Here is a 17680-nt window from a genome sequence, read left to right on the forward strand (position 1 = left end):
CGACGATCACCCCGCCGCAACCTCCCCGCGCCAGCGAGTGCGGGCCGCGCGGGAGTGGGCGAGCATCGAGGGGCCCGGCACGAGGAGGTCCGATGGCGCAGCAGCAGACCCCGCCCGGCATTACCGAGGCGATGGAACCCCGGCCCGACCACGGCGAGCGCAGCTACCGGGGTTCCGGGCGGCTGACCGGGAAGGCCGCCGTGATCACCGGCGCCGACAGCGGCATCGGCCGCGCGGTGGCGATCGCCTTCGCGCGGGAGGGCGCCGACGTGCTCGTCGCGTACCAGAACGAGCACCAGGACGCCGAGCAGACGCGGCGCTGGATCGTCGATGCCGGGCGCACCGCGGTGGTGATGTCCGGCGACGTGGCCGATCCCGCGCACTGCCGCGACATCGTCGCGCGGGCGGTCGAGGAGTTCGGGCGGCTCGACGTGCTGGTGAGCAACGCGGCGTTCCAGATGACCCACGACTCGATCGAGGACATCCCGGACGAGGAGTGGGACCACACCCTCGCGGTCAACCTCAGCGCGTTCTTCCACCTGACCAAGGCGGCGGTGCCGCACCTGCGCGCGGGCGCGTCGATCATCGGGTCGACGTCGGTCAACTCCGACGCCCCACCGCCGAAGCTGCTGGCCTACAACGCGACCAAGGCCGGGATCGCCAACATGGCGGCGAGTCTCGCCCAGATGCTCGGCCCGCGCGGCATCCGCGCCAACAGCGTCGCGCCCGGACCGATCTGGACCCCGCTGATCCCGTCGACCATGACCGAGGACGACGTCGAGAACTTCGGCGGCGGCGTCCCGCTGGGCCGACCGGGGCAGCCCGCGGAGGTCGCCCCGGCCTACGTCCTGCTCGCCTCGGACGAGGGCAGCTACGTCTCCGGCGCCCGCATCCCGGTGACCGGCGGCACGCCGATCCTCTGATGGACTGGTACCCGCTGCGCCTGAGCTGTCCGGCCCGACCGCTGGTCTTCGGCGGCCGGGCCATCGCGCGCACCCTGGGCAAGGCGGGGCTGCCGGACTGGGCCGTCGGCGAGACCTGGGAAGTCAGCGACGTCGACGGGCGCGCCGCCGAGGTGCTCAGCGGTCCGCTGGCCGGGACACCGCTGCGGCAGCTGGTCGCCCGGTGGCCGGAGGAGCTGGTGGGCGACGGCTGGTCCGGCGACCGCTTCCCGCTGCTCACCAAGTTCATCGACGCCGCCGGTCCGCTGCCCGTGCACGTGCACGCCGACGACGCCGCGGCGCGGCGGCTGGAGGGCGAACCGAACGGCAAGACGGAGGCCTGGCACGTGCTGCACGCCGCGCCCGGCGCCACCGCCCTGTGCGGCGTGCGCCCGGGGGTGGACCGCGAGGCGCTGCACCGGGCGCTGCTGGACCAGGACTTCGACCGGGCGCTGCGGCGCGTTCCGGTGCGCCCGGGCGAGACCTTCTACGTGCCGGGCGGCACGGTGCACAGCTTCGGTCCGGCCACCTTGGTCTACGAGATCGAGCAGACCTCGGACGTCCAGCAGCACGCGATGCGCTGGGCCATGGAGGACGGCTCGACGCTGCCCGACGAGCAGTGGCGCGCCAACGTCGAGGCGCTGCTCGACCAGGTCCGCTACGACGCCCGGCCCGACCCGGTACCGGGGCTGGACATCCCCGTGGACGACGGGGTGCGGCGGATCGTGCTGTGCGCCGGTCCGCACTTCGCGTTGGAGCGGTGGCGGGTCGGCGGCACCGCCCCGATGCGGCACTCGTTCCGCACCGCGCAGGTCCTGTCCAACCTCGGGGGCCCGGTGGTGGTGCGCAGCGGGTCGGCGGCGGAACCGCTCGGACCGGCGCAGACCCTGCTGCTGCCCGCCGCGCTGGGCGCGGTGGAGATCGACGGGCCCGCCGACGTGCTGCTGGGACACCTGCCCGACCTGCGCCGCGACGTGCTCGCTCCGCTGCTGGCGGCCGGGCACGGTCCGCGGGCGATCGCCGCGCTGGGCGAAGGGCTCGCCGACGCCGGGATCTGAGCGTTCACCCGCGGGCCGCCGCGCAGCGGCGTCGGTGGCGGGCGCGGCGTCGGTGGCGGAACCGTCGAGCGGGCGTTCAGGACTGCTGCCCGGCTCGCCGGGCGAACTCCTCGAGGTAGGGCTGCTCGGCCGGGTCCGGCCGGTCCGGGGCGTTGAGCGAGCGGTGCCAGTACGGGTAGTAGGCGGGGAGCTGCCCGACCTCGGTGATCCGCCGGTGCTCCTCCTCGGAGAGCTCGAGCCGGTCGGCCGCGAGGTTGTCCTGGAGCTGCTCCGGTGTGCGGGCGCCCAGCACGATGCCGGTCACCCCGGGGCGCCGCAGCAGCCACGCCAGCACCACCTGCGGTACGGACGCGCGGTGCCCGTCGGCGATCCCGGCGAGCACCTCGATCACCGAGTAGGCGCGCTCCCAGTCGGTGACGTGCGGCTCCGGCCAACCGCTGCCCTGCCGCGTGGTGCTCGGGGTCTCCTGCCCGCGCCGCACCTTGCCGGAGAGCAGGCCTTCACCGAGGGCTCCCCACACGAAGGTCCCGATGCCCAGGTCGCGGGCGGCCGGGAGGATCTCGTACTCCAGCTCGCGCGCCTCCGGCGAGTAGTACATCTGCTGCACCACCGGCTCCACCAGACCGCGCAACCGCGCGGTGTAGGTGGTCTTGACGAGCTGCCACGCGCTGTAGTTCGAGGTGCCGACGTAGCGGACCTTGCCGTCCCGCACCAGGGTGTCCAGCGCGGCCAGCGTCTCCTCGATGGGCGTCACGCCGTCCCACTGGTGGGTGTAGAGCAGGTCCAGGTGGTCGGTGCGCAACCGGCGCAGGCTGTTCTCCACCTCCCGCAGGATGTGGGACCGCGATGCGCCACCGCCGTTGGGCCCCGCCCCGACCGCCATCCGCACCTTCGAGGTGAGCACGACGTCGTCACGCCGTCCCGCCAGCGCCTGCGCAGTGATCTCCTCGGCCTGGCCGAAGGAGTACATGTTCGCGGTGTCGACGAGGTTCACCCCGGCGTCGAGGGCGATGTCGAACAGCCGCCGCAGCCCGTCGGCGTCCACCCCGGCCATCGGCGCGAAGGTGGGATCGTTCCCCACGGTGAGCGTGCCGATCGCGAAGCGCGACACCAGCAGACCAGAATTCCCGAGCGCGACGTGCTCCACGACTTCCTCCTCGACGAGAACGTTGAACCACCGTCGACCTACCCGGAGCGCCGCGACACCATGCGCCGCCGGGCGCGGCGGCTCGGTTCCCGCAGCACCACCCCGATCGCGTTCCGCCCAGCGCCCCTCGGCGGGCCGCGCGCGGAGGGGCGGAGCGGTCCGCCCGCTCCGGAAGCCGGTCCCGAGGTACCCGCCGCGGGAACGACCCGACTCCGCGAGCGCATGCGGCGCTCGGACTTCCCGGCGCACCAACGGCCTTCGAACCCGTGCATGCGACCTTCGAACTCGTGCACGGCGCTGCCTCCGATCCGGTGGGGACGACAGCACCACCTTGGCCGACCCGAGGCGCCGGCGGCATCGGTCGATCGGCCCGAACGGAGCCGGTGCGCTCGGCCGTTCGGCCATCTATACCTCGGCCGTTCGGCCGTTCCTCCCCTACTGCGGCCAGACGCAGCGCCGGGTGTGGATGGTGACGCCGTCGCGGGCCCGGCCGCCGGCCAGCGCGGCGGCCGCCAGGCAGCTCCGGACCCACATGTTGAGCTGCATCTCCTTGGCCAGCCGCAGCCGGGAGTACAGCAGGTGCACCACCGCGGTGCTCGGCCGGGCCCACGCCTCGATCTCGAACCGCAGGCCGTCGTCCTCGGGGCTGGCGCGGAACTCGATCAGCCCCGCCTCCAGGTGGCTGCGCAGGGTGGCCAGCCGGAAGGACTCGGGAGTGCGCTCGACGACGCGGACCGGGGCGTCCCAGGGCCCGGGCATCCGGACCACCAGCTCGTCACCGGGTTGCAGCGCACCTCGGGTTCCCGTCCGCCTGCTCACCGCCGCCACCTCGCGCGGCACTGCCCGGTCGAACCGGCGGCTGAACACGTCGATCAGCTCCTGCGCGGTGAGCGAGCCGCCCTCGACGTGCACGCCGAACCGCCGGTGGAACAGCGGTCCCACGCCGTGCGGGGCGAGCTGGCTGTGCTCGTCGACGAGATCGGCGGGCAGCGCGGGCGGGAGGTCGGAGTCGTCGCCGAACTCCTCGGTGCGGTACAGCGGGGTCGTCTGCCAGAGGTAGCGCCACGAGATCAGCGCCATCCCGGCGGCCCAGCGCAACGCGATGACCGGCGTCCGCTCGGTGATCGGCATCGGAACCCTCCTTGTCGCGGAGGCGACGTGGGTTCCCCATACTGGGCACGATCGGCGACGACGGGCAACACCGGAGGCTTCGATGGTCGTTCGGCTCCTGCACGGTGCCGGGTTGCGCAGCAGCTACCTGCACGCGATGTCGCTCGGTTCGGTGGCGCTGTGCCTCTGCCTGTGGATCCGGGCGAAGACGGTGGACCAGCACGAGCGGGGCAACGCCGAGCGGCGCGCGCTGTTCACCGGGTTGTGGCCGCCGACGCTGTGGGTGATCGGCGATTCGCTCCGCGAGTACGAATGACCGGCTTCCCGCTGCTGGGCGGCGACCCGGGCGCGGCGCTGCGGGAACTGCGCGGGCGCCGGGTGAACTTCCACCCCGCGGAGGTCGAGCCGCGGCGCTGGCACCTCGACGAGCACCGGTGCTTCCTGGCCCGCGAACGTCCCGGTCCGCCGGTGCGCGGCGGGGCGTGGGAAGTCGCGTGCGGTCTGGTGCGCGACTACGAGTTCTCCGAGCCCGAGCTGGTGCGCGCCGTCTACGACCGCCGCGCGGACCTGCTCGGCCGCGACATGCTGCTCGAAGGCCGGTTCCACGGGATCCGCTTCACCATGGGCGTGCGGGTGACCGACGTCCTCGAACGCACCGGGACGTCGGGACGGCACGGCTGGGGTTGGGCGTACGAGACCTTGGAGGGGCACCTCGAACGCGGCCGGATGAGCTACGAGGTGGTCAAGGACGTCGGTTCGGGATCGGTCGAGCTCGTCATCACCGGCTGCTCGCAGCGCACCCCCGCCCTCGGCCCGGTCCTGCGGTTCGGGTGGCTGCTGTTCGGCAGGCACACCCAGCTGCGCTTCTACCGGCGGTGCGGTCCCCGGCTGCGCGCACTCGTGCGGGCCCGGCTGGCCGGGTCCGTGCTGCCGCCCCCGCTACGGCGCGGCGACCTGGTGCTGGCCCCCTCGGAGGCCAGGCTCGGCTTCCTGGACCGCGCGGCCCTCCGGAACCACCACCCGGCGGGACCCGCCCCACGGCGAGCGCGCTGACCTGCGTCGTCAGCTCGGGACCGAAGTCGTCGCCTCCCAGCACGAGGCCGCGTCGGCCGCGAACCGACGTGCCCGATCCCGGACCCGGACGGATCTGAGGGGGATCGGCGCGGCACCGCTTCGCCCACCCGATCGGTACCGGTCCGCCCGGCGGGGCGGCGCGGACTGGCCCACCCTGGCGGGGACCGAGCTCACGACGACCTGGGGGACGTCATGCTGGCTAGGAAGCTCGCGGTCGAGGCGCTGGGCACGGCGCTGCTGGTGTTCTTCGCCGTCGGTGTCGCCACACTCTCCTTCGGCGACGGCATCGCGCTGGCGGGGACCAGCCTCGCGGCCGGGGTGGTGGCGACCGCACTCACCTTCGGCCTGGTGATGCTGGTGCTGGTGTACTCGCTGGGACCGGTGTCGGGCTGCCACATCAACCCCGCCGTGACGGTCGGATTCGTGTGCTCCGGCCGGATGCCGCTGTCGGAGGCGGCGGGCTACTGGCTGGCGCAGTTCGTCGGCGGCATCGCGGGCGCGGCGGTGCTCTACGGCGTGATGCGCACGACGGCGGTCTACCAGCCCGGGGTCACCGGATTGGGTGCGAACGGTTGGGGCGAGGAATCCGACGTCGGGATCAGCGCGGGCGGCGCCTTCGCCGCCGAGGTGGTGCTCACCTTCCTGTTCGTGTTCGTCGTGCTCTCGGTGACCAGCAGGCTCGGGCACCGCAACGCTCCCGGCTTCGCGGGGATCCCGATCGGCTTCGCGCTGGCCGTGGTGCACCTCGTCGGGATCCCGCTGACCAGCACGTCGGTCAACCCGGCCCGCGCGCTGGGCCCGGCGATCTTCGCCGGTGGCGGCGCGCTGGGCCAGGTGTGGTTGTTCATCCTGGCCCCGGTGGTCGGCGGCCTGATCGCGGGCGGGCTGCACACCGCGCTGCTGCCCCAACCGGAGCCGGATGCGTCCAAGGCCCAGAAGGCGGCGTGATCAGCGCAGGCGTCCGACGGCCGCCCAGATCTTGGCGCGCTCCGGCGGGTGCACGGCCTCGTGCGGCTCGGACCGCCACTCCGTGGTGTAGACGACGCCGGGGCTGACCAGGTCGCAGCCCTCGAACAGCAGGTCGGCCTGGGACTGCGGGCGGTAGGTGACCGGCTCGGTGGTCTCGTCGAAGACCTCGCCGACCTGGCCCATCTGCTCCGGGAGGTGCTCGTCGGTGAGGTGGCTGATGGCGAGCATGCTGCCGGGGGCGAGGAAGGAACGGTAGCGGGCCAGCAGCCCCGCGACGTCGGCGTCGGCGACCCAGTGCAGCACGGCCACCATCATCAGCCCCACCGGCCGGGAGAAGTCGAGCAGCTCCCGCGTCTCCGGGGCGCTCATGATGGCCTCCGGGTCGCGCAGGTCCTCCTCGACGATGGCCGTGTTGTCCAGGCCGCGCAGCAACCGCCGGGTGTGCGCGGCGGCGACCGGCTCGTTGTCGACGTAGACCACCCGCACCGAGGGGTCGATCTGGTGCGCCGCCTCGTGCACGTTGCCCACGGTCGGCACCCCGGACCCCAGGTCGAGGAACTGGGTGATGCCCTGCTGCATGCAGTACCGCACCGCCCGGCGCAGGAAACCGCGGTTGGCGCTCACCACCAGGCGGGCGTCGGGATCGACCTGCTCCAGCATCTCGAAGCGCTCGCGGTCGGCCGCGAAGTTGTGGTCACCGCCCAGCCCGTAGTCGTAGATCCGGGCCGGGTTCGCCACCCGGTGGTTGACGCCGACGAACTCGGAAGTCGGATCGGACACCTCGGGACATCCTTCCTCGCGTTGGACCGATGGGGTGATCCTCGCCGACCGGGCACGCCGGGGCAAGGCGTCGCCGCGCCGGATGACGAGCGCGGCGGGTCCTGGGAGGATGGGAAGTGCCCCCGAGCGGGGCGGAGGCTTCGCCGGCCGTCGGTGGTACGCGGCCGGGCGGAGCCTTCTCCGCGCGGTGCTCAGCCGCGGAGCCCGAGCAGCCGCAGGGCGTTGCCCTCGCGGATTCAGCCGACGCACCCCGGCGAGGATCTCGAGCGCCGCGAAGTCGCGCATCCAGCGGTCGGGCCGGATCACCGGGAAGTCTTGTGCACGTTGGCCTTGTGGGTGGCGATGGAGATCGTGGCGTCCTGCCACGGCACCGAGGGGTGCGCCAGGATGATCGTCAGGTCCGGGAAGTCGGCGGCCACGTCGTCGAGCAGCATCGGGTCGGAGTAGCGCAGCTTGATGCCGCGCTCACCGGGCACCGCTCGCGACCGTGCCGCTGAGCCCCGCGCTGGTCCTCCGCGATTCCGACCACGGTCGCATGAGAACATCTACCGTGGATAAGTTCAATCGTTGAGGTACTGCTACGATTCCGGGCGTTCCCGGCAGGAGGCCCCCATGAGCCCGCACCCCCCGCTGACCGACGACCTCGGCTTCCTGCTCTCCCGCGCGAGCGGCGTGGTGGCGCGGTCGGCCAGCAAGGCCCTCGCTCCGCTCGACCTCCGGGTCCGCTCCTACTCCGTGCTCGCGCTGGTCGTCGAGCACCGCGGCATCGCGCAGCGGCGGCTCGCCGCCCTGGTCGGCCTCGACCCGAGCCAGATCGTGGCCCTCGTCGACGAGCTCCAGGATCGCGGCCTGGTGGTGCGCGCGGCCGATCCGCAGGACCGGCGGAACAAGCTGGTCACGGCCACCGAGGACGGCGTCCGGCTGCACGGCGAGGCGCGGGACCGGGTGGCCGAGCGCAGCGACCGGCACTTCGCGGGGTTGCCGGCCGAGCGCACCCGGGAGCTGCGCGAGGCGCTCCAGCACGTCGCGTTCCCCGCCGAGGAGGGCTGAGCTCGGCCGAGACCGGTCAACCCGCGTAGCGCTCGCGGAGCTCGCCCTTGCGCACCTTGCCGCTCGCGGTGCGCGGGATCTCGGGCAGCACCACGAAGGACTTCGGGATCTTGTACCGGGCCAGGCGGCGCTCCAGGAACGCGACGATCTGCGGCTGGTCGATCCGCACGCCGTCGGCGACGGTCACCGCGGCGCGACCGACCTCGCCCCACCGCGGGTCCGGGACGCCGAACACGGCGCACTCCTCGATCCCCGGCAGGTCCAGCAACGCGGCCTCCACCTCCGCCGGGTAGACGTTCTCCCCACCGGAGATGAACATGTCCTTCAGCCGGTCCACCACGGACACGTAACCATCCTCATCGGACACCCCGATGTCGCCGGAGCGGAACCAGCCGTCGGCGAAGGCCTCCCGGGTCGCCTCCGGGCGGTTCCAGTACTCCCGCATCACGTTCGGACCGCTGATCTGGATCTCCCCGCGCTCGCCCGGCGGAACCGGCTCGCCGCGCTGGTCCACCACCCGGACGTCGGTGAAGAAGTGCGGCACGCCCGCCGTCCCGAGCTTGCGCTCGACGGCGTCCGGGGTCAGGATCAGCGCTCCCGGCCCGGTCTCGGTGAGCCCGTACCCCTGGCACATGCGGATCCCGCGGTCGGCGAAGGCGCGCAGGGTGCGCGGCGGCACCGGCGCGGCGGCGACCACGACGCGGCGCAGCGAGGACAGGTCGGCGCCCGGCCAGTCCGGATGCGCGCTCAGCGCGTCGCACATCGTCGGCACGCCGAAGGTGTAGGTGACGCGGCGCCGCTCGACCAGGGCGAGCACCCGACCGGGGTCGAAGCGCTCCTCGACGTGCACGGTGCCGCCCTTGAGCAGCACCGGCAGCGCGACGAAGTCCAGCGCGGCCGTGTGGAACAGCGGCGCGCACACCAGCGCGACCTCGTCGGTGGTCAGGTCCAGGTCCAGCACCGGGTTCAGCACCGCGAAGGTGACGCCGCCGTGGGTGAGCACCACGCCCTTGGGCCGTCCGGTGGTCCCGGAGGTGTACATGATGGCGCAGGGGTCGTCGTGCCCGACCGGTTCGTCGAGCCGGTCGGTGGCCGCGCCCTCGATCAGCGCCTCGTAGTCCAGCGCCGCCGCGTCCGGCGGGCCGTCGACCACGATCCGGCGCGGCGTCCCCGCCGACTCCGCCGCCTCGACCGCCGTCGCGGCCACCGCGGCCGAGTGGACGAGCACCGCCGCGCCCGAATCGCGCAGCGCGAAGGCGATCTCGGGTGCGGCCGACCGGGCGTTGAGCGGCACGAACACCGCACCGAGCAGACCGCAGGCGAACAGCGCCTCCAGGTAGGCCGGGTGGTTCGGGCTCACCAGCGCGACCCGGTCACCGCGCCCCACCCCCAGGCCGCGCAGCGCGTGCGCGAGCCGGGTGACCCGCTCGTCCAGCGCGCCGTAGCTCCAGCTCTGCGCGCGGAAGGTGAGCGCCGTGCGCCCCGGGTCCCGCCGGATCCGCCGGTACGGCCAGGAACCCACGCCCTCGTTGCGCACGATCGGTGCCTCCTCGCAGCCGACTACCGCCGCTTTCACAGAAGAGCATCAACCGTTGAGCAAGTCAATGATTGTGCACCGTCGCGGCGGCGCCCCGATGCGCGGTCGGGTCGCGCGGGAGTCAGGTGCTCTCCTTCGCGGGCACCGCACCGGCTGCCGGGCGGGCGCCGAAGGCGCGCATCGCGAGCGCGCCGATGAGCGGGCCCGGGGCCAGCACGAGGAACGCGTAGCGCCAGCCGACCACGTCGGCCAACACCGGGACGAGTTGGATGCTCACGACGGTGAGCGCGAAGCCGATCGCGGTCTGCGCCGTGAGCGCGGTGCCGACGTAGCGGGGATCGGCCGTCTCGCTCAACGAGGTCGAGAACACGCCGGAATCCGCGATCACCGCCGCGCCCCACACGGCGCAGAACACGACGAGCAACGCCGGTCCCGCGGCGAAGGCGAACGGCGACGCCGCGCAGCACAGCCCGCTCACGGCCAGCGCCGCGATGGCGGTCGGAGAGCGACCGAACCGGTCCGCGGCCCAGCCACCCAGCAGGCAACCCGCCACGCCCGCGATCCCCATGGCCGCGAAGACGACGAGCGCGACCGAACCCGGCAACGCCGCTCCTGCGGAGCTGGCCAGCAGGAACGTCGGGATCCAGGTCCACAGCGCGTAGAGCTCCCACATGTGCCCGAAGTAGCCGACGTTGACGAGCGCGGGCCCGCGCTCGGCGAACATCGTGATCGCGTATCGCGGGTTGTGCTTCGGTGCCGCCGCGGCCAGGTGCGGCCCCGGCCGCACCAGCACCAGCGCGACCACGGCGCCGAGCAGCCCGATCCCCGACGCGGCCGACAGCACGCCGCGCCACGGCAGCGCTCCCAGTCCCGCGATCAGGTGCGGCAGCGTCGACCCCATCGTCAGCGCCCCGATCAGGACGCCCAGAGCGAGGCCGCGGCCGGTGCTGCTCGACCAGGAGGCCGTCAGCTTCATCCCGACCGGGTACACCCCGGCCAGGCACACCCCGGTCAGGAAGCGCAGCGGGATCGCCCCCGCCATCCCGTCCACGAAGACGGCCAGCGCGACCGTGCACGCAGCGGCCGAGGCCGCACTCGCGGCGAGGACCCGGTGCGGGCGGGCCCGATCCGCCAGGTTCAGCGCGGTCGACCCGAGCGCCCCGGCGACGAAACCGATCTGCACCGAGCCGGTGAGCCACACCGCTTCCGCCGCCGAGATCCCCCACTCCTGCTGCAGGCTCGGGACGACGGCCGACATGGAGAACCAGACGGCGAGCCCGAGGACCTGCACGACCGCGATCGCGGCGCGTTGGGCTCCGGCGCTCATGCCGCACCCGCCGGAAGGCCGGGTCGCCACCTCGCCACGCCCCGGCTCGGCTGCACCTGGGACGAACGGACCAACAGCCTCCTGGCGAACATTTCGATGATCGTAGAAACATCTGCCGGTCACCGTCAACCGTGGGCCGCTCGCCGAACCCGGCCGGACGACTGCGCCCGCGCGGTGCGCGGGCGCAGTTCGGACGCTCCAGCCGCAAGTAGACTGGACCGGACTCGCAACCCGAGATCGAGGCGGTGATCATGAGCGCGTTCGACGACGTCCGCGATGGCCTCGCGAACCGGACCGAGGTGTTCAAGGCGCTCAGCGACCCGGTGCGCATGGATCTGTTCCTGCGCATCGCCACCGTCGACGAGATCTCCTGCACGGAGATCGTGGCCGACGCCGACGTCTCGGCGTCGACGGTCTCCTACCACGTCAAGATCCTCAAGACCGCCGGACTCGTCGCGGTCCGCAAGCAGGGCCGCAACTACCACTACACGGCGCGACCCGCGGCGCTCATCGAACTCGCGGACCTGCTGAACGGGGTCGCCACCGCCGGACGGAGCGCGCCCGCGGCATGACGGGTGCGGTCACTCCGCCAGCGCGGTGGTGCCGTCGGCGTCGGTGCGGGCCTGCTGGACGGTCCAGGCCCGGGCCTGCTCGCTGATCGTGATGCCCAGGCCCGGTCGGCCCGGGACCACCATCCGCCCGTCGGCGATCTCCGGGCGTTCGTCGAACAGCGGTTGCAGCCAGTCGAAGTGCTCGACCCACGGGTCCAGCTCGTAGGCCGCGGCCAGGTGCAGGTGGATCTCCATCGCGAAGTGCGGGGCCAGCCGCACGCCCGCGTCCCGGCCCGCCGCCATGACGGCGAGGAACGGGGTGATTCCGCCGACCCGCGCCGCGTCGGGCTGCAGGAAGTCCACCGACTCGTGGCGCAGCAGTTCCCGGTGCTCGAAAGCGCTGGTGAGCATCTCCCCGGTGGCGATCGGCGTGGCCAGCTCGCGGGCCAGCGCGGCGTGCCCGACGGCGTCGTAGGCGTCGAGCGGCTCCTCGATCCAGACCAGGTCGAACTCCTCCAGCACCCGTCCCATCCGGGTCGCGGTGCCCCGGTCCCACTGCTGGTTGGCGTCCACCATCAGCGGGAAGTCGCCGAGCTCCTCGCGGACGGCCGCGACCCGCGCCAGATCCGCGCGGCGGTCCGGGTGCCCGACCTTGATCTTGATCCCGCCGATGCCCGCCTCCCGGGCCGCGCGGGTGTTGTCCACCACCTGCTCCAGCGGCGTGGACAGGAAACCGCCGGAGGTGTTGTAGCAGGCCACCGCGTCGCGGTGGGCGCCGAGCAGCTTGGCCAGCGGCAGCCGGGCGCGCTTGGCCTTCAGGTCCCACAGCGCGATGTCGATCGCCGCGATGGCCTGGGTGGCCAGCCCGCTGCGGCCGACCGAGGCGCCCGCCCAGACCAGCTTCGTCCAGATCCGCTGGATGTCGTTGGGGTCCTCGCCGATGAGCTCCGGGGCGACCTCCCGGGCGTGGGCGTACTGGCCGGGCCCGCCCGCGCGCTTGGAGTAGGTGTAGCCGACGCCCTCCCAGCCCTCCTCGGTGCGGATCTCGGCGAACAGCATCGACACCGAGGTGAGCGGTTTCTGCCGCCCGGTCAGCACTTTCGCGTCGCTGATCGGGGTGTCCAGCGGCAGGTCGACGCGGGACAGCACCACGGAGCCGATCCGGTCGGATGCGGTGTTCATCGGGCCTCCTGGGGAGTTCATCGGACCAGCGCCGGGCGCCGGGGGTCGAAGGTCCAGCCAGGGACGAGGTGGCGCATCGCCGCCGCGTCGTCGCGGGCGCCCAGGCCGTGTTCGAGGTGCAGCGCGTGCGCGGCGCCCAGGGCGTCGCGATCCAGTTCCACCCCGAGCCCCGGCGCGTCGGGCACGGCGATCGCACCGTCGGCGATGCGCAGCGGATCGCGGGTCAGCGCCTGGCCGTCCTGCCAGATCCAGTGCGTGTCCAGCGCGGTGATCGCGCCCGGAGCGGCGGCTCCGACGTGGGCGAACATCGCCAGCGAGATGTCGAAGTGGTTGTTGGAGTGCGATCCCCAGGTGAGACCGAAGTCGTGGCAGAGCTGAGCCACCCGCACCGAACCGCGCAGGGTCCAGAAGTGCGGGTCGGCCAGCGGGATGTCCACCGCGTGCGAGCGCACGGCGTGGGCGAGCTGCCGCCAGTCCGTCGCGATCATGTTCGTCGCCGTCGGCAGCCCGGTGGCACGCCGGAACTCCGCCATCACCTCCCGGCCGGAGAACCCGTCCTCCGCGCCGCAGGGGTCTTCGGCGTAGGCGAGCACCCCGGACATCCCGGCGCACCACCGGACCGCCTCCTCCAGCGACCAGGCACCGTTGGGGTCCAAGGTGATCCGGGCGTCCGGGAAGCGCTCGGCCAGCGCGCGGACCGCGGCGATCTCCTGCTCCCCCGCCAGCACCCCGCCCTTGAGCTTGAAGTCGCGGAACCCGTAGCGGGCCCGCGCCGCCTCGGCCAGCGCGACGACCGACTCGGGCGTGAGCGCGGGTTCGCACCGCGCCCGCTCCCAGTCGTCGGCGCCCTCGGGGGCGGTCGGGTACGGCAGCGGGGTGCGGCGCCGGTCCCCGATGAAGAACAGGTAGCCCAGCACCGGCACCCGGTCGCGCTGCCGCCCCTCGCCGAGCAGGTCGGCCACCGGCACCTCCAGGTGCTTGCCCAGCAGGTCCAGCAGCGCGGATTCGAAGCCGGTGACGGCGTGGACGGTGGTGCGCAGGTCGAAGGTCTGCTCGCCGCGCCCGCCGGCGTCCCGGGCCGCGTAGGTCTCGGCGACCTCGCGCAGGGTCCGGTGCAGCCGGGCGACCGGACGACCGCGCACCAGTTCGGCGGCGTCGAGGAGGGTGCGCCGGATCGGCTCGCCGCCGGGCACCTCGCCCAGCCCGGTTCGGCCCTCGCTGTCGGTCAGCACCACCACGTTGCGGGTGAAGAACGGGCCGTGCGCACCGCTGAGGTTGAGCAGCATGCTGTCCCGCCCGGCGACGGGCACCACCTCGACGTCGACGACGGTGGGCGTGCGTGACGTGTCCACGGGAAACCCCTCGGTTGTTCGGTTCGGCATTCAGGACACCGCGGCGATCAGCTCGGCCAGATCGGCCCGCTCCTCGTCGGTGAGCCCGGTCAGCGGTGGGCGGACCGGTCCCCCGTCGCGGCCCACCGCGTCCAGCCCCGCCTTGACGATGGACACCGCGTAGCCGCGCGCCCGGTCCCGGATGTCCAGGTAGGGGATCACGAATTCGTTGAGCCTGCGGTAGACCTCGGCGCGGTCCTGCGCGCGGACCGCCTCGAAGAAGCCGAGGGCGAACTCCGGCAGGAAGTTGTACAGCGCCGAGGAGTAGGTGCTCACCCCGAGCTGGAGCAGCGGCAGCGCGAAGGTCTCGGCGGTCGGCAGGCCGCCCACGTAGACCAGCCGGTCGCCGAGCCGCGCGTAGATCCGGGCCATCCGCTCGACGTCGCCGACGCCGTCCTTGAGCCCGATCAGGTTCGGGTTCCGGTCGGCGAGGGCGGCGACGGTGACGTCGGTGAACACCGCGTTGGCCCGGCTGTAGACGAGCACGCCGAGATCGGTGGCCGCGCACACCGCGCTGACGTGCTCGGCGAGCCCGGCCTGCCCGGCTTCGGTGAGGTACGGCGGCAGCAGCAGCACGCCGTCGGCGCCCGCGTCCTGCGCCGCCCGGGCCTGGGCCACCGCCAGCGCGGTGCCGCCGGTCGCCGGGGCCAGCACCGGGACCCGGCCCGCGACCTCGTCGACGGCGGTGCGCACCACGCGGTCGACCTCGCCCGCCGTCAGCGAGAAGCCCTCGCCGGTGCCCCCGGCGGCGAACAATCCGGCGACGCCGGATCCGCTCTGCCACGCGAGGTGGTCGCGGTAGCGCGCTTCGTCGAAGGCGAGCTCGGCGTCGAAGTGGGTGACGGGGAAGGAGAGCAGGCCGGTTCCGAGCCGGGTGGCCAGATCGGGCGGAGCGAACTGGGTCACGGGAACGCCCTTCGGTCGGCGATCGGGAACGCCCTGGCGCTGGGCCGGGCTCTGTCGCCGCTACGGTAGGGAGCTGTTCACGATGCTGTCCAAGAGTTGTTCTGCATCGAGTGATACCCGTCCGGCATCAGTTGGTCGACGGCGTCGAGCGCCCGCCACAGCGCGGGGTTGCGCGAATCCCGGGTCCACAGCAGGTGCAGTTCGACGGGGTCGTCGGGCGCTCCCGCGAGTTCGAGGTGCACCACACCGGGAATGCCCAGCCCGGTCGCCGATTCCGGCACGAACGCGATGCCGCGCCCGGCCGCCACCAGCCACACCATCGTCAGGATCTGGCTCACCACGTGCACCACGTTGCGGTGCGCGATCGGCACCAACCCGACGACCAGGTCGTAGAAGTAGCGCGCCTTGCTCGGCGAATGCATGATCAGCGGCTGGTCGACGAGGTCGGCCGCGGCCACCGGGGTGCCGCGCCGGGCGAGCGGGTGATCTTCGGGCACCGCGACCAGCATCCGTTCCCGGCGCAGCACCCGGGAGCCGAACTCGCCGTCGAACGGCGGCCGGGCCAGCCCGAGGTCCAGTTCCCCGCCGCGCAGCGCCGCCACCTGCTCGCCGGTGACCATCTCCGAGAGTTCCACGTCGATCTGCGGCAGGGCCTCCTCCAACCGGTTCAGCAGTTGACCGAGGGTGCCGTAGGCCGAGGCGGCGGTGAACCCGATGCGCAGCGTGCCGCGCGACCCGGCGGAGATCCTGCGGGCCACGTCCGGCGCCCGGTCGGCCAGCGCCAGCAACCGGCGCGCCTCGGCCACGAACGCCGCTCCCGCGGGGGTGAGCGCCACCCGCCGGTTGTCCCGCTCGAACAGCCGCACCCCGACGGCGCGTTCCAACTTCTGGATCTGCCTGCTCAGCGGCGGCTGCGTCATGGCCAGCCGTTCCGCCGCCCGGCCGAAGTGCAGTTCCTCGGCGACGGCGACGAACCCGCGGAGCTGCTCGAAGGAGAACATGATGCGCGCAAGGTATCAGCTCATGCCCGATCGGCCTTGGACATGCATGGAATTCCGCTCTTAGGCTTCCCGGGCGTCCGGCCGCAGTGATGCCGATCACAACGCCGATCACCGCCAGCGAAGGAGAAGGCATGACCCAGGTGACGTCGACGGAGCCCATTCACCGGGGATCATCCCGCCGGAGGCGTGGCCGCCGATGGGCGGTGCCCGCCGTCGCCGCGGCGCTCGCCCTCTCGCTCAGCGCGTGCGGGGGCAACTTGTCCAGCGGCGGCGGGGAATTCCCCAGCGGACCGATCACCCTGTCCATCGGCCAGGACCCGGGCGGCAGCACCGACCTGATCGGGCGCGCGCTGGCCGACGGCGCCGCCGAGGAGCTCGGCGTCGCGATGCCGGTGGTGAACACGCCGGGCGCCAACGGCGCGCTGGCCGCCGAGGAGCTGTCCGGCAAGGCGCCCGACGGGCACGAGCTGATGGTCCTCAACGCCTCGCTGGTGGCGATCACGCCGCTGGCAGTGCCCCCGGACCAGGCCGTCGACGTCACCGATTTCGAGGTCATCACCGGGATCTCCCGGGACGACTACGTGCTGGTCGCGCACGCCGATTCCGGGCTGGGCGCGCTGGAGGACCTCGCCGCCGCCGGGCGCGAGCTCAAGTTCGGCACCACCGGCGTCGGCACCGGCAGCCAGCTCTCCCAGGAGCTGCTGTTCAAGCAGGCCGGGATCCCCGGGACCGCGGTGCCCTTCGACGGCGGGGCCCCGGCCATGACCGCCGTCCTCGGGCAGCAGGTCGACGTCGCCGCGGTGCAGCTCGGCGAGGCGATCGGGCAGATCGAGGGCGGCGCGCTGATCCCGCTGGTCACCTTCTCCGAGCAGCGCAACCAGTACCTCCCGGACACCCCGACCGCCGTGGAGAAGGGCTACGACGTGCTGGTCTCGCAGGCGCGCGCGGTGGTGGCCCCGAAGGGCACCCCGCCGGAGGTGCTGGACCGGCTGCGCGAGGCGTTCCGGGCCACCTTCGCCACCGAGTCCTACCGGAAGTTCAACGAGGAGAACCTGCTGACGCCGCACGAGGTGGACGGCGCGCGGGTCGTCGAGGAGTGGACCGGTTCGCTGGACAGCTACCGCGGGATGGTGCAGGAGTACGGCATCGACCTCGGGGGCGCGCGGTGACGGCCGCCGAGCCGGAGGAGGCGGCCGAGGCCGGGGAACCGCCGCGGGCGGGACCGGTGGCCAACCTCGTCGCGGCGCTGCTGGTGATCGCGGTCGGCGTCGCCGGGCTCGTCGGGTCCTGGACCCTGGGCGCGGGCACCCCCGCCGCGCCCGGTCCCGGGACCTGGCCGCTGCTGATCAGCCTCGCCATCACCGGGCTCGGCATCGCGCTGGCGGTGCTGGCCCGGCGCACCACCGACGCCGAGGCGTTCACCGGTGAGAGCGCGAAGGTGCTCGTCGGCCTGCTGAGCATGGCCGGATTCGTCGCGCTGGTCGGCACCATCGGCTTCGAGATCCCCTCGGTGCTGCTCGCCCTGGTTTGGCTCCGGTTCCTGGGCGGCGAAACGTGGCGGCTGTCCGTCGTGGCCGCGCTGGGCATCGTGATCGCGTTCTACGCGATCTTCGTCGGCGCGCTGGGCGTGCCCATCCCGCACCTCTTCTGACCCGC

Annotated in this window: 18 protein-coding genes and 1 pseudogene; 9 read left to right on the forward strand and 10 right to left on the reverse strand. The window is 73.2% G+C overall.

The genetic code is table 11. From position 1 onward, the window contains the following. Window positions 1–92: 92 nt before the first annotated feature. Complete coding sequence (locus ACQP0T_RS16550) at window positions 93–923, forward strand: SDR family oxidoreductase (protein ID WP_433868868.1); 831 nt, start codon at window positions 93–95, stop codon at window positions 921–923. Further along, on the forward strand, window positions 923–1999 hold the full coding sequence (locus tag ACQP0T_RS16555; protein WP_433868869.1) for a type I phosphomannose isomerase catalytic subunit: 1077 nt from the start codon (window positions 923–925) through the stop codon (window positions 1997–1999). The genes ACQP0T_RS16550 and ACQP0T_RS16555 overlap by 1 nt, the downstream gene beginning before the upstream one ends. Window positions 2000–2075: 76 nt before the next feature. Here ACQP0T_RS16555 and ACQP0T_RS16560 read toward each other — a convergent pair whose 3' ends face one another. Beyond that, window positions 2076–3146: an aldo/keto reductase gene (locus ACQP0T_RS16560; protein WP_433868870.1), complete on the reverse strand. Its 1071-nt coding sequence runs from the start codon at window positions 3144–3146 to the stop codon at window positions 2076–2078. Between the two features lie 435 nt (window positions 3147–3581). After that, window positions 3582–4277: a DUF1990 family protein gene (locus ACQP0T_RS16565; protein WP_433868871.1), complete on the reverse strand. Its 696-nt coding sequence runs from the start codon at window positions 4275–4277 to the stop codon at window positions 3582–3584. Window positions 4278–4359: 82 nt separating this feature from the next. On the opposite strand from ACQP0T_RS16565, the gene ACQP0T_RS16570 reads away from it, so the two are divergent. The 3 genes from ACQP0T_RS16570 to ACQP0T_RS16580 all read left to right on the forward strand — a co-directional run bounded on the left by ACQP0T_RS16570 (window position 4360) and on the right by ACQP0T_RS16580 (window position 6278). After that, window positions 4360–4572: a hypothetical protein gene (locus ACQP0T_RS16570; protein WP_433868872.1), complete on the forward strand. Its 213-nt coding sequence runs from the start codon at window positions 4360–4362 to the stop codon at window positions 4570–4572. Then, window positions 4569–5309, forward strand: coding sequence for a DUF1990 family protein (locus tag ACQP0T_RS16575; protein WP_433868873.1), 741 nt, complete (start codon window positions 4569–4571; stop codon window positions 5307–5309). The genes ACQP0T_RS16570 and ACQP0T_RS16575 overlap by 4 nt, the downstream gene beginning before the upstream one ends. Before the next feature lie 213 nt (window positions 5310–5522). Beyond that, entirely contained in the window at window positions 5523–6278 is a 756-nt protein-coding gene (locus ACQP0T_RS16580) for an aquaporin (protein ID WP_433868874.1), read from the forward strand. Here the strand turns inward: ACQP0T_RS16580 and ACQP0T_RS16585 are convergent, their stop codons facing one another. After that, the gene (locus tag ACQP0T_RS16585; RefSeq protein ID WP_433868875.1) at window positions 6279–7079 is read right to left on the reverse strand and encodes an SAM-dependent methyltransferase; all 801 of its coding nucleotides are present in this window, start codon (window positions 7077–7079) and stop codon (window positions 6279–6281) included. It lies immediately after the preceding gene. Between the two features lie 191 nt (window positions 7080–7270). Continuing rightward, window positions 7271–7552: pseudogene (locus ACQP0T_RS16590) on the reverse strand (amidohydrolase family protein); the annotation flags it as partial. Between the two features lie 139 nt (window positions 7553–7691). Here ACQP0T_RS16590 and ACQP0T_RS16595 point away from each other — a divergent pair. Continuing rightward, window positions 7692–8129, forward strand: a complete 438-nt coding sequence (locus ACQP0T_RS16595; RefSeq protein ID WP_433868876.1) for a MarR family winged helix-turn-helix transcriptional regulator — start codon at window positions 7692–7694, stop codon at window positions 8127–8129. Window positions 8130–8145: 16 nt separating this feature from the next. On the opposite strand, the gene ACQP0T_RS16600 is transcribed toward ACQP0T_RS16595, so the two are convergent. Together ACQP0T_RS16600 and ACQP0T_RS16605 are read right to left on the reverse strand one after the other, a co-directional pair. Beyond that, a complete protein-coding gene (locus tag ACQP0T_RS16600) occupies window positions 8146–9666 on the reverse strand; it encodes an acyl-CoA synthetase (protein WP_433868877.1) in 1521 nt (506 codons plus the stop codon). 121 nt (window positions 9667–9787) lie between these two features. Beyond that, entirely contained in the window at window positions 9788–10993 is a 1206-nt protein-coding gene (locus ACQP0T_RS16605; protein ID WP_433868878.1) for an MFS transporter, read from the reverse strand. A gap of 251 nt (window positions 10994–11244) precedes the next feature. Here ACQP0T_RS16605 and ACQP0T_RS16610 point away from each other — a divergent pair, with 251 nt between their 5' ends. Continuing rightward, a complete protein-coding gene (locus ACQP0T_RS16610; RefSeq protein ID WP_433868879.1) occupies window positions 11245–11565 on the forward strand; it encodes an ArsR/SmtB family transcription factor in 321 nt (106 codons plus the stop codon). A 9-nt stretch (window positions 11566–11574) separates the two neighbouring features. Here ACQP0T_RS16610 and ACQP0T_RS16615 read toward each other — a convergent pair whose 3' ends face one another. From ACQP0T_RS16615 to ACQP0T_RS16630, 4 genes are all read right to left on the reverse strand, one after another. After that, the gene (locus ACQP0T_RS16615; RefSeq protein ID WP_433868880.1) at window positions 11575–12726 is read right to left on the reverse strand and encodes an L-talarate/galactarate dehydratase; all 1152 of its coding nucleotides are present in this window, start codon (window positions 12724–12726) and stop codon (window positions 11575–11577) included. A gap of 17 nt (window positions 12727–12743) precedes the next feature. Beyond that, window positions 12744–14078 (reverse strand): enolase C-terminal domain-like protein, encoded by a 1335-nt coding sequence (locus ACQP0T_RS16620; RefSeq protein WP_433868881.1) that lies wholly within the window; start codon window positions 14076–14078, stop codon window positions 12744–12746. Between the two features lie 30 nt (window positions 14079–14108). Beyond that, on the reverse strand, window positions 14109–15023 hold the full coding sequence (gene kdgD, locus ACQP0T_RS16625) for a 5-dehydro-4-deoxyglucarate dehydratase (protein ID WP_433868882.1): 915 nt from the start codon (window positions 15021–15023) through the stop codon (window positions 14109–14111). A 77-nt stretch (window positions 15024–15100) separates the two neighbouring features. Continuing rightward, window positions 15101–16024, reverse strand: a complete 924-nt coding sequence (locus tag ACQP0T_RS16630; protein ID WP_433868883.1) for a LysR family transcriptional regulator — start codon at window positions 16022–16024, stop codon at window positions 15101–15103. 203 nt (window positions 16025–16227) lie between these two features. Between ACQP0T_RS16630 and ACQP0T_RS16635 the strand changes: the two genes are divergently transcribed. Next, entirely contained in the window at window positions 16228–17193 is a 966-nt protein-coding gene (locus ACQP0T_RS16635; RefSeq protein ID WP_433868884.1) for a tripartite tricarboxylate transporter substrate binding protein, read from the forward strand. Beyond that, window positions 17190–17675, forward strand: coding sequence for a tripartite tricarboxylate transporter TctB family protein (locus ACQP0T_RS16640; RefSeq protein WP_433868885.1), 486 nt, complete (start codon window positions 17190–17192; stop codon window positions 17673–17675). The genes ACQP0T_RS16635 and ACQP0T_RS16640 overlap by 4 nt, the downstream gene beginning before the upstream one ends. Window positions 17676–17680: the final 5 nt, after the last annotated feature.

The sequence above is a fragment of the Saccharopolyspora sp. CA-218241 genome (genome assembly GCF_050954615.1).
Lineage (GTDB): Bacteria > Actinomycetota > Actinomycetes > Mycobacteriales > Pseudonocardiaceae > Saccharopolyspora > Saccharopolyspora cebuensis.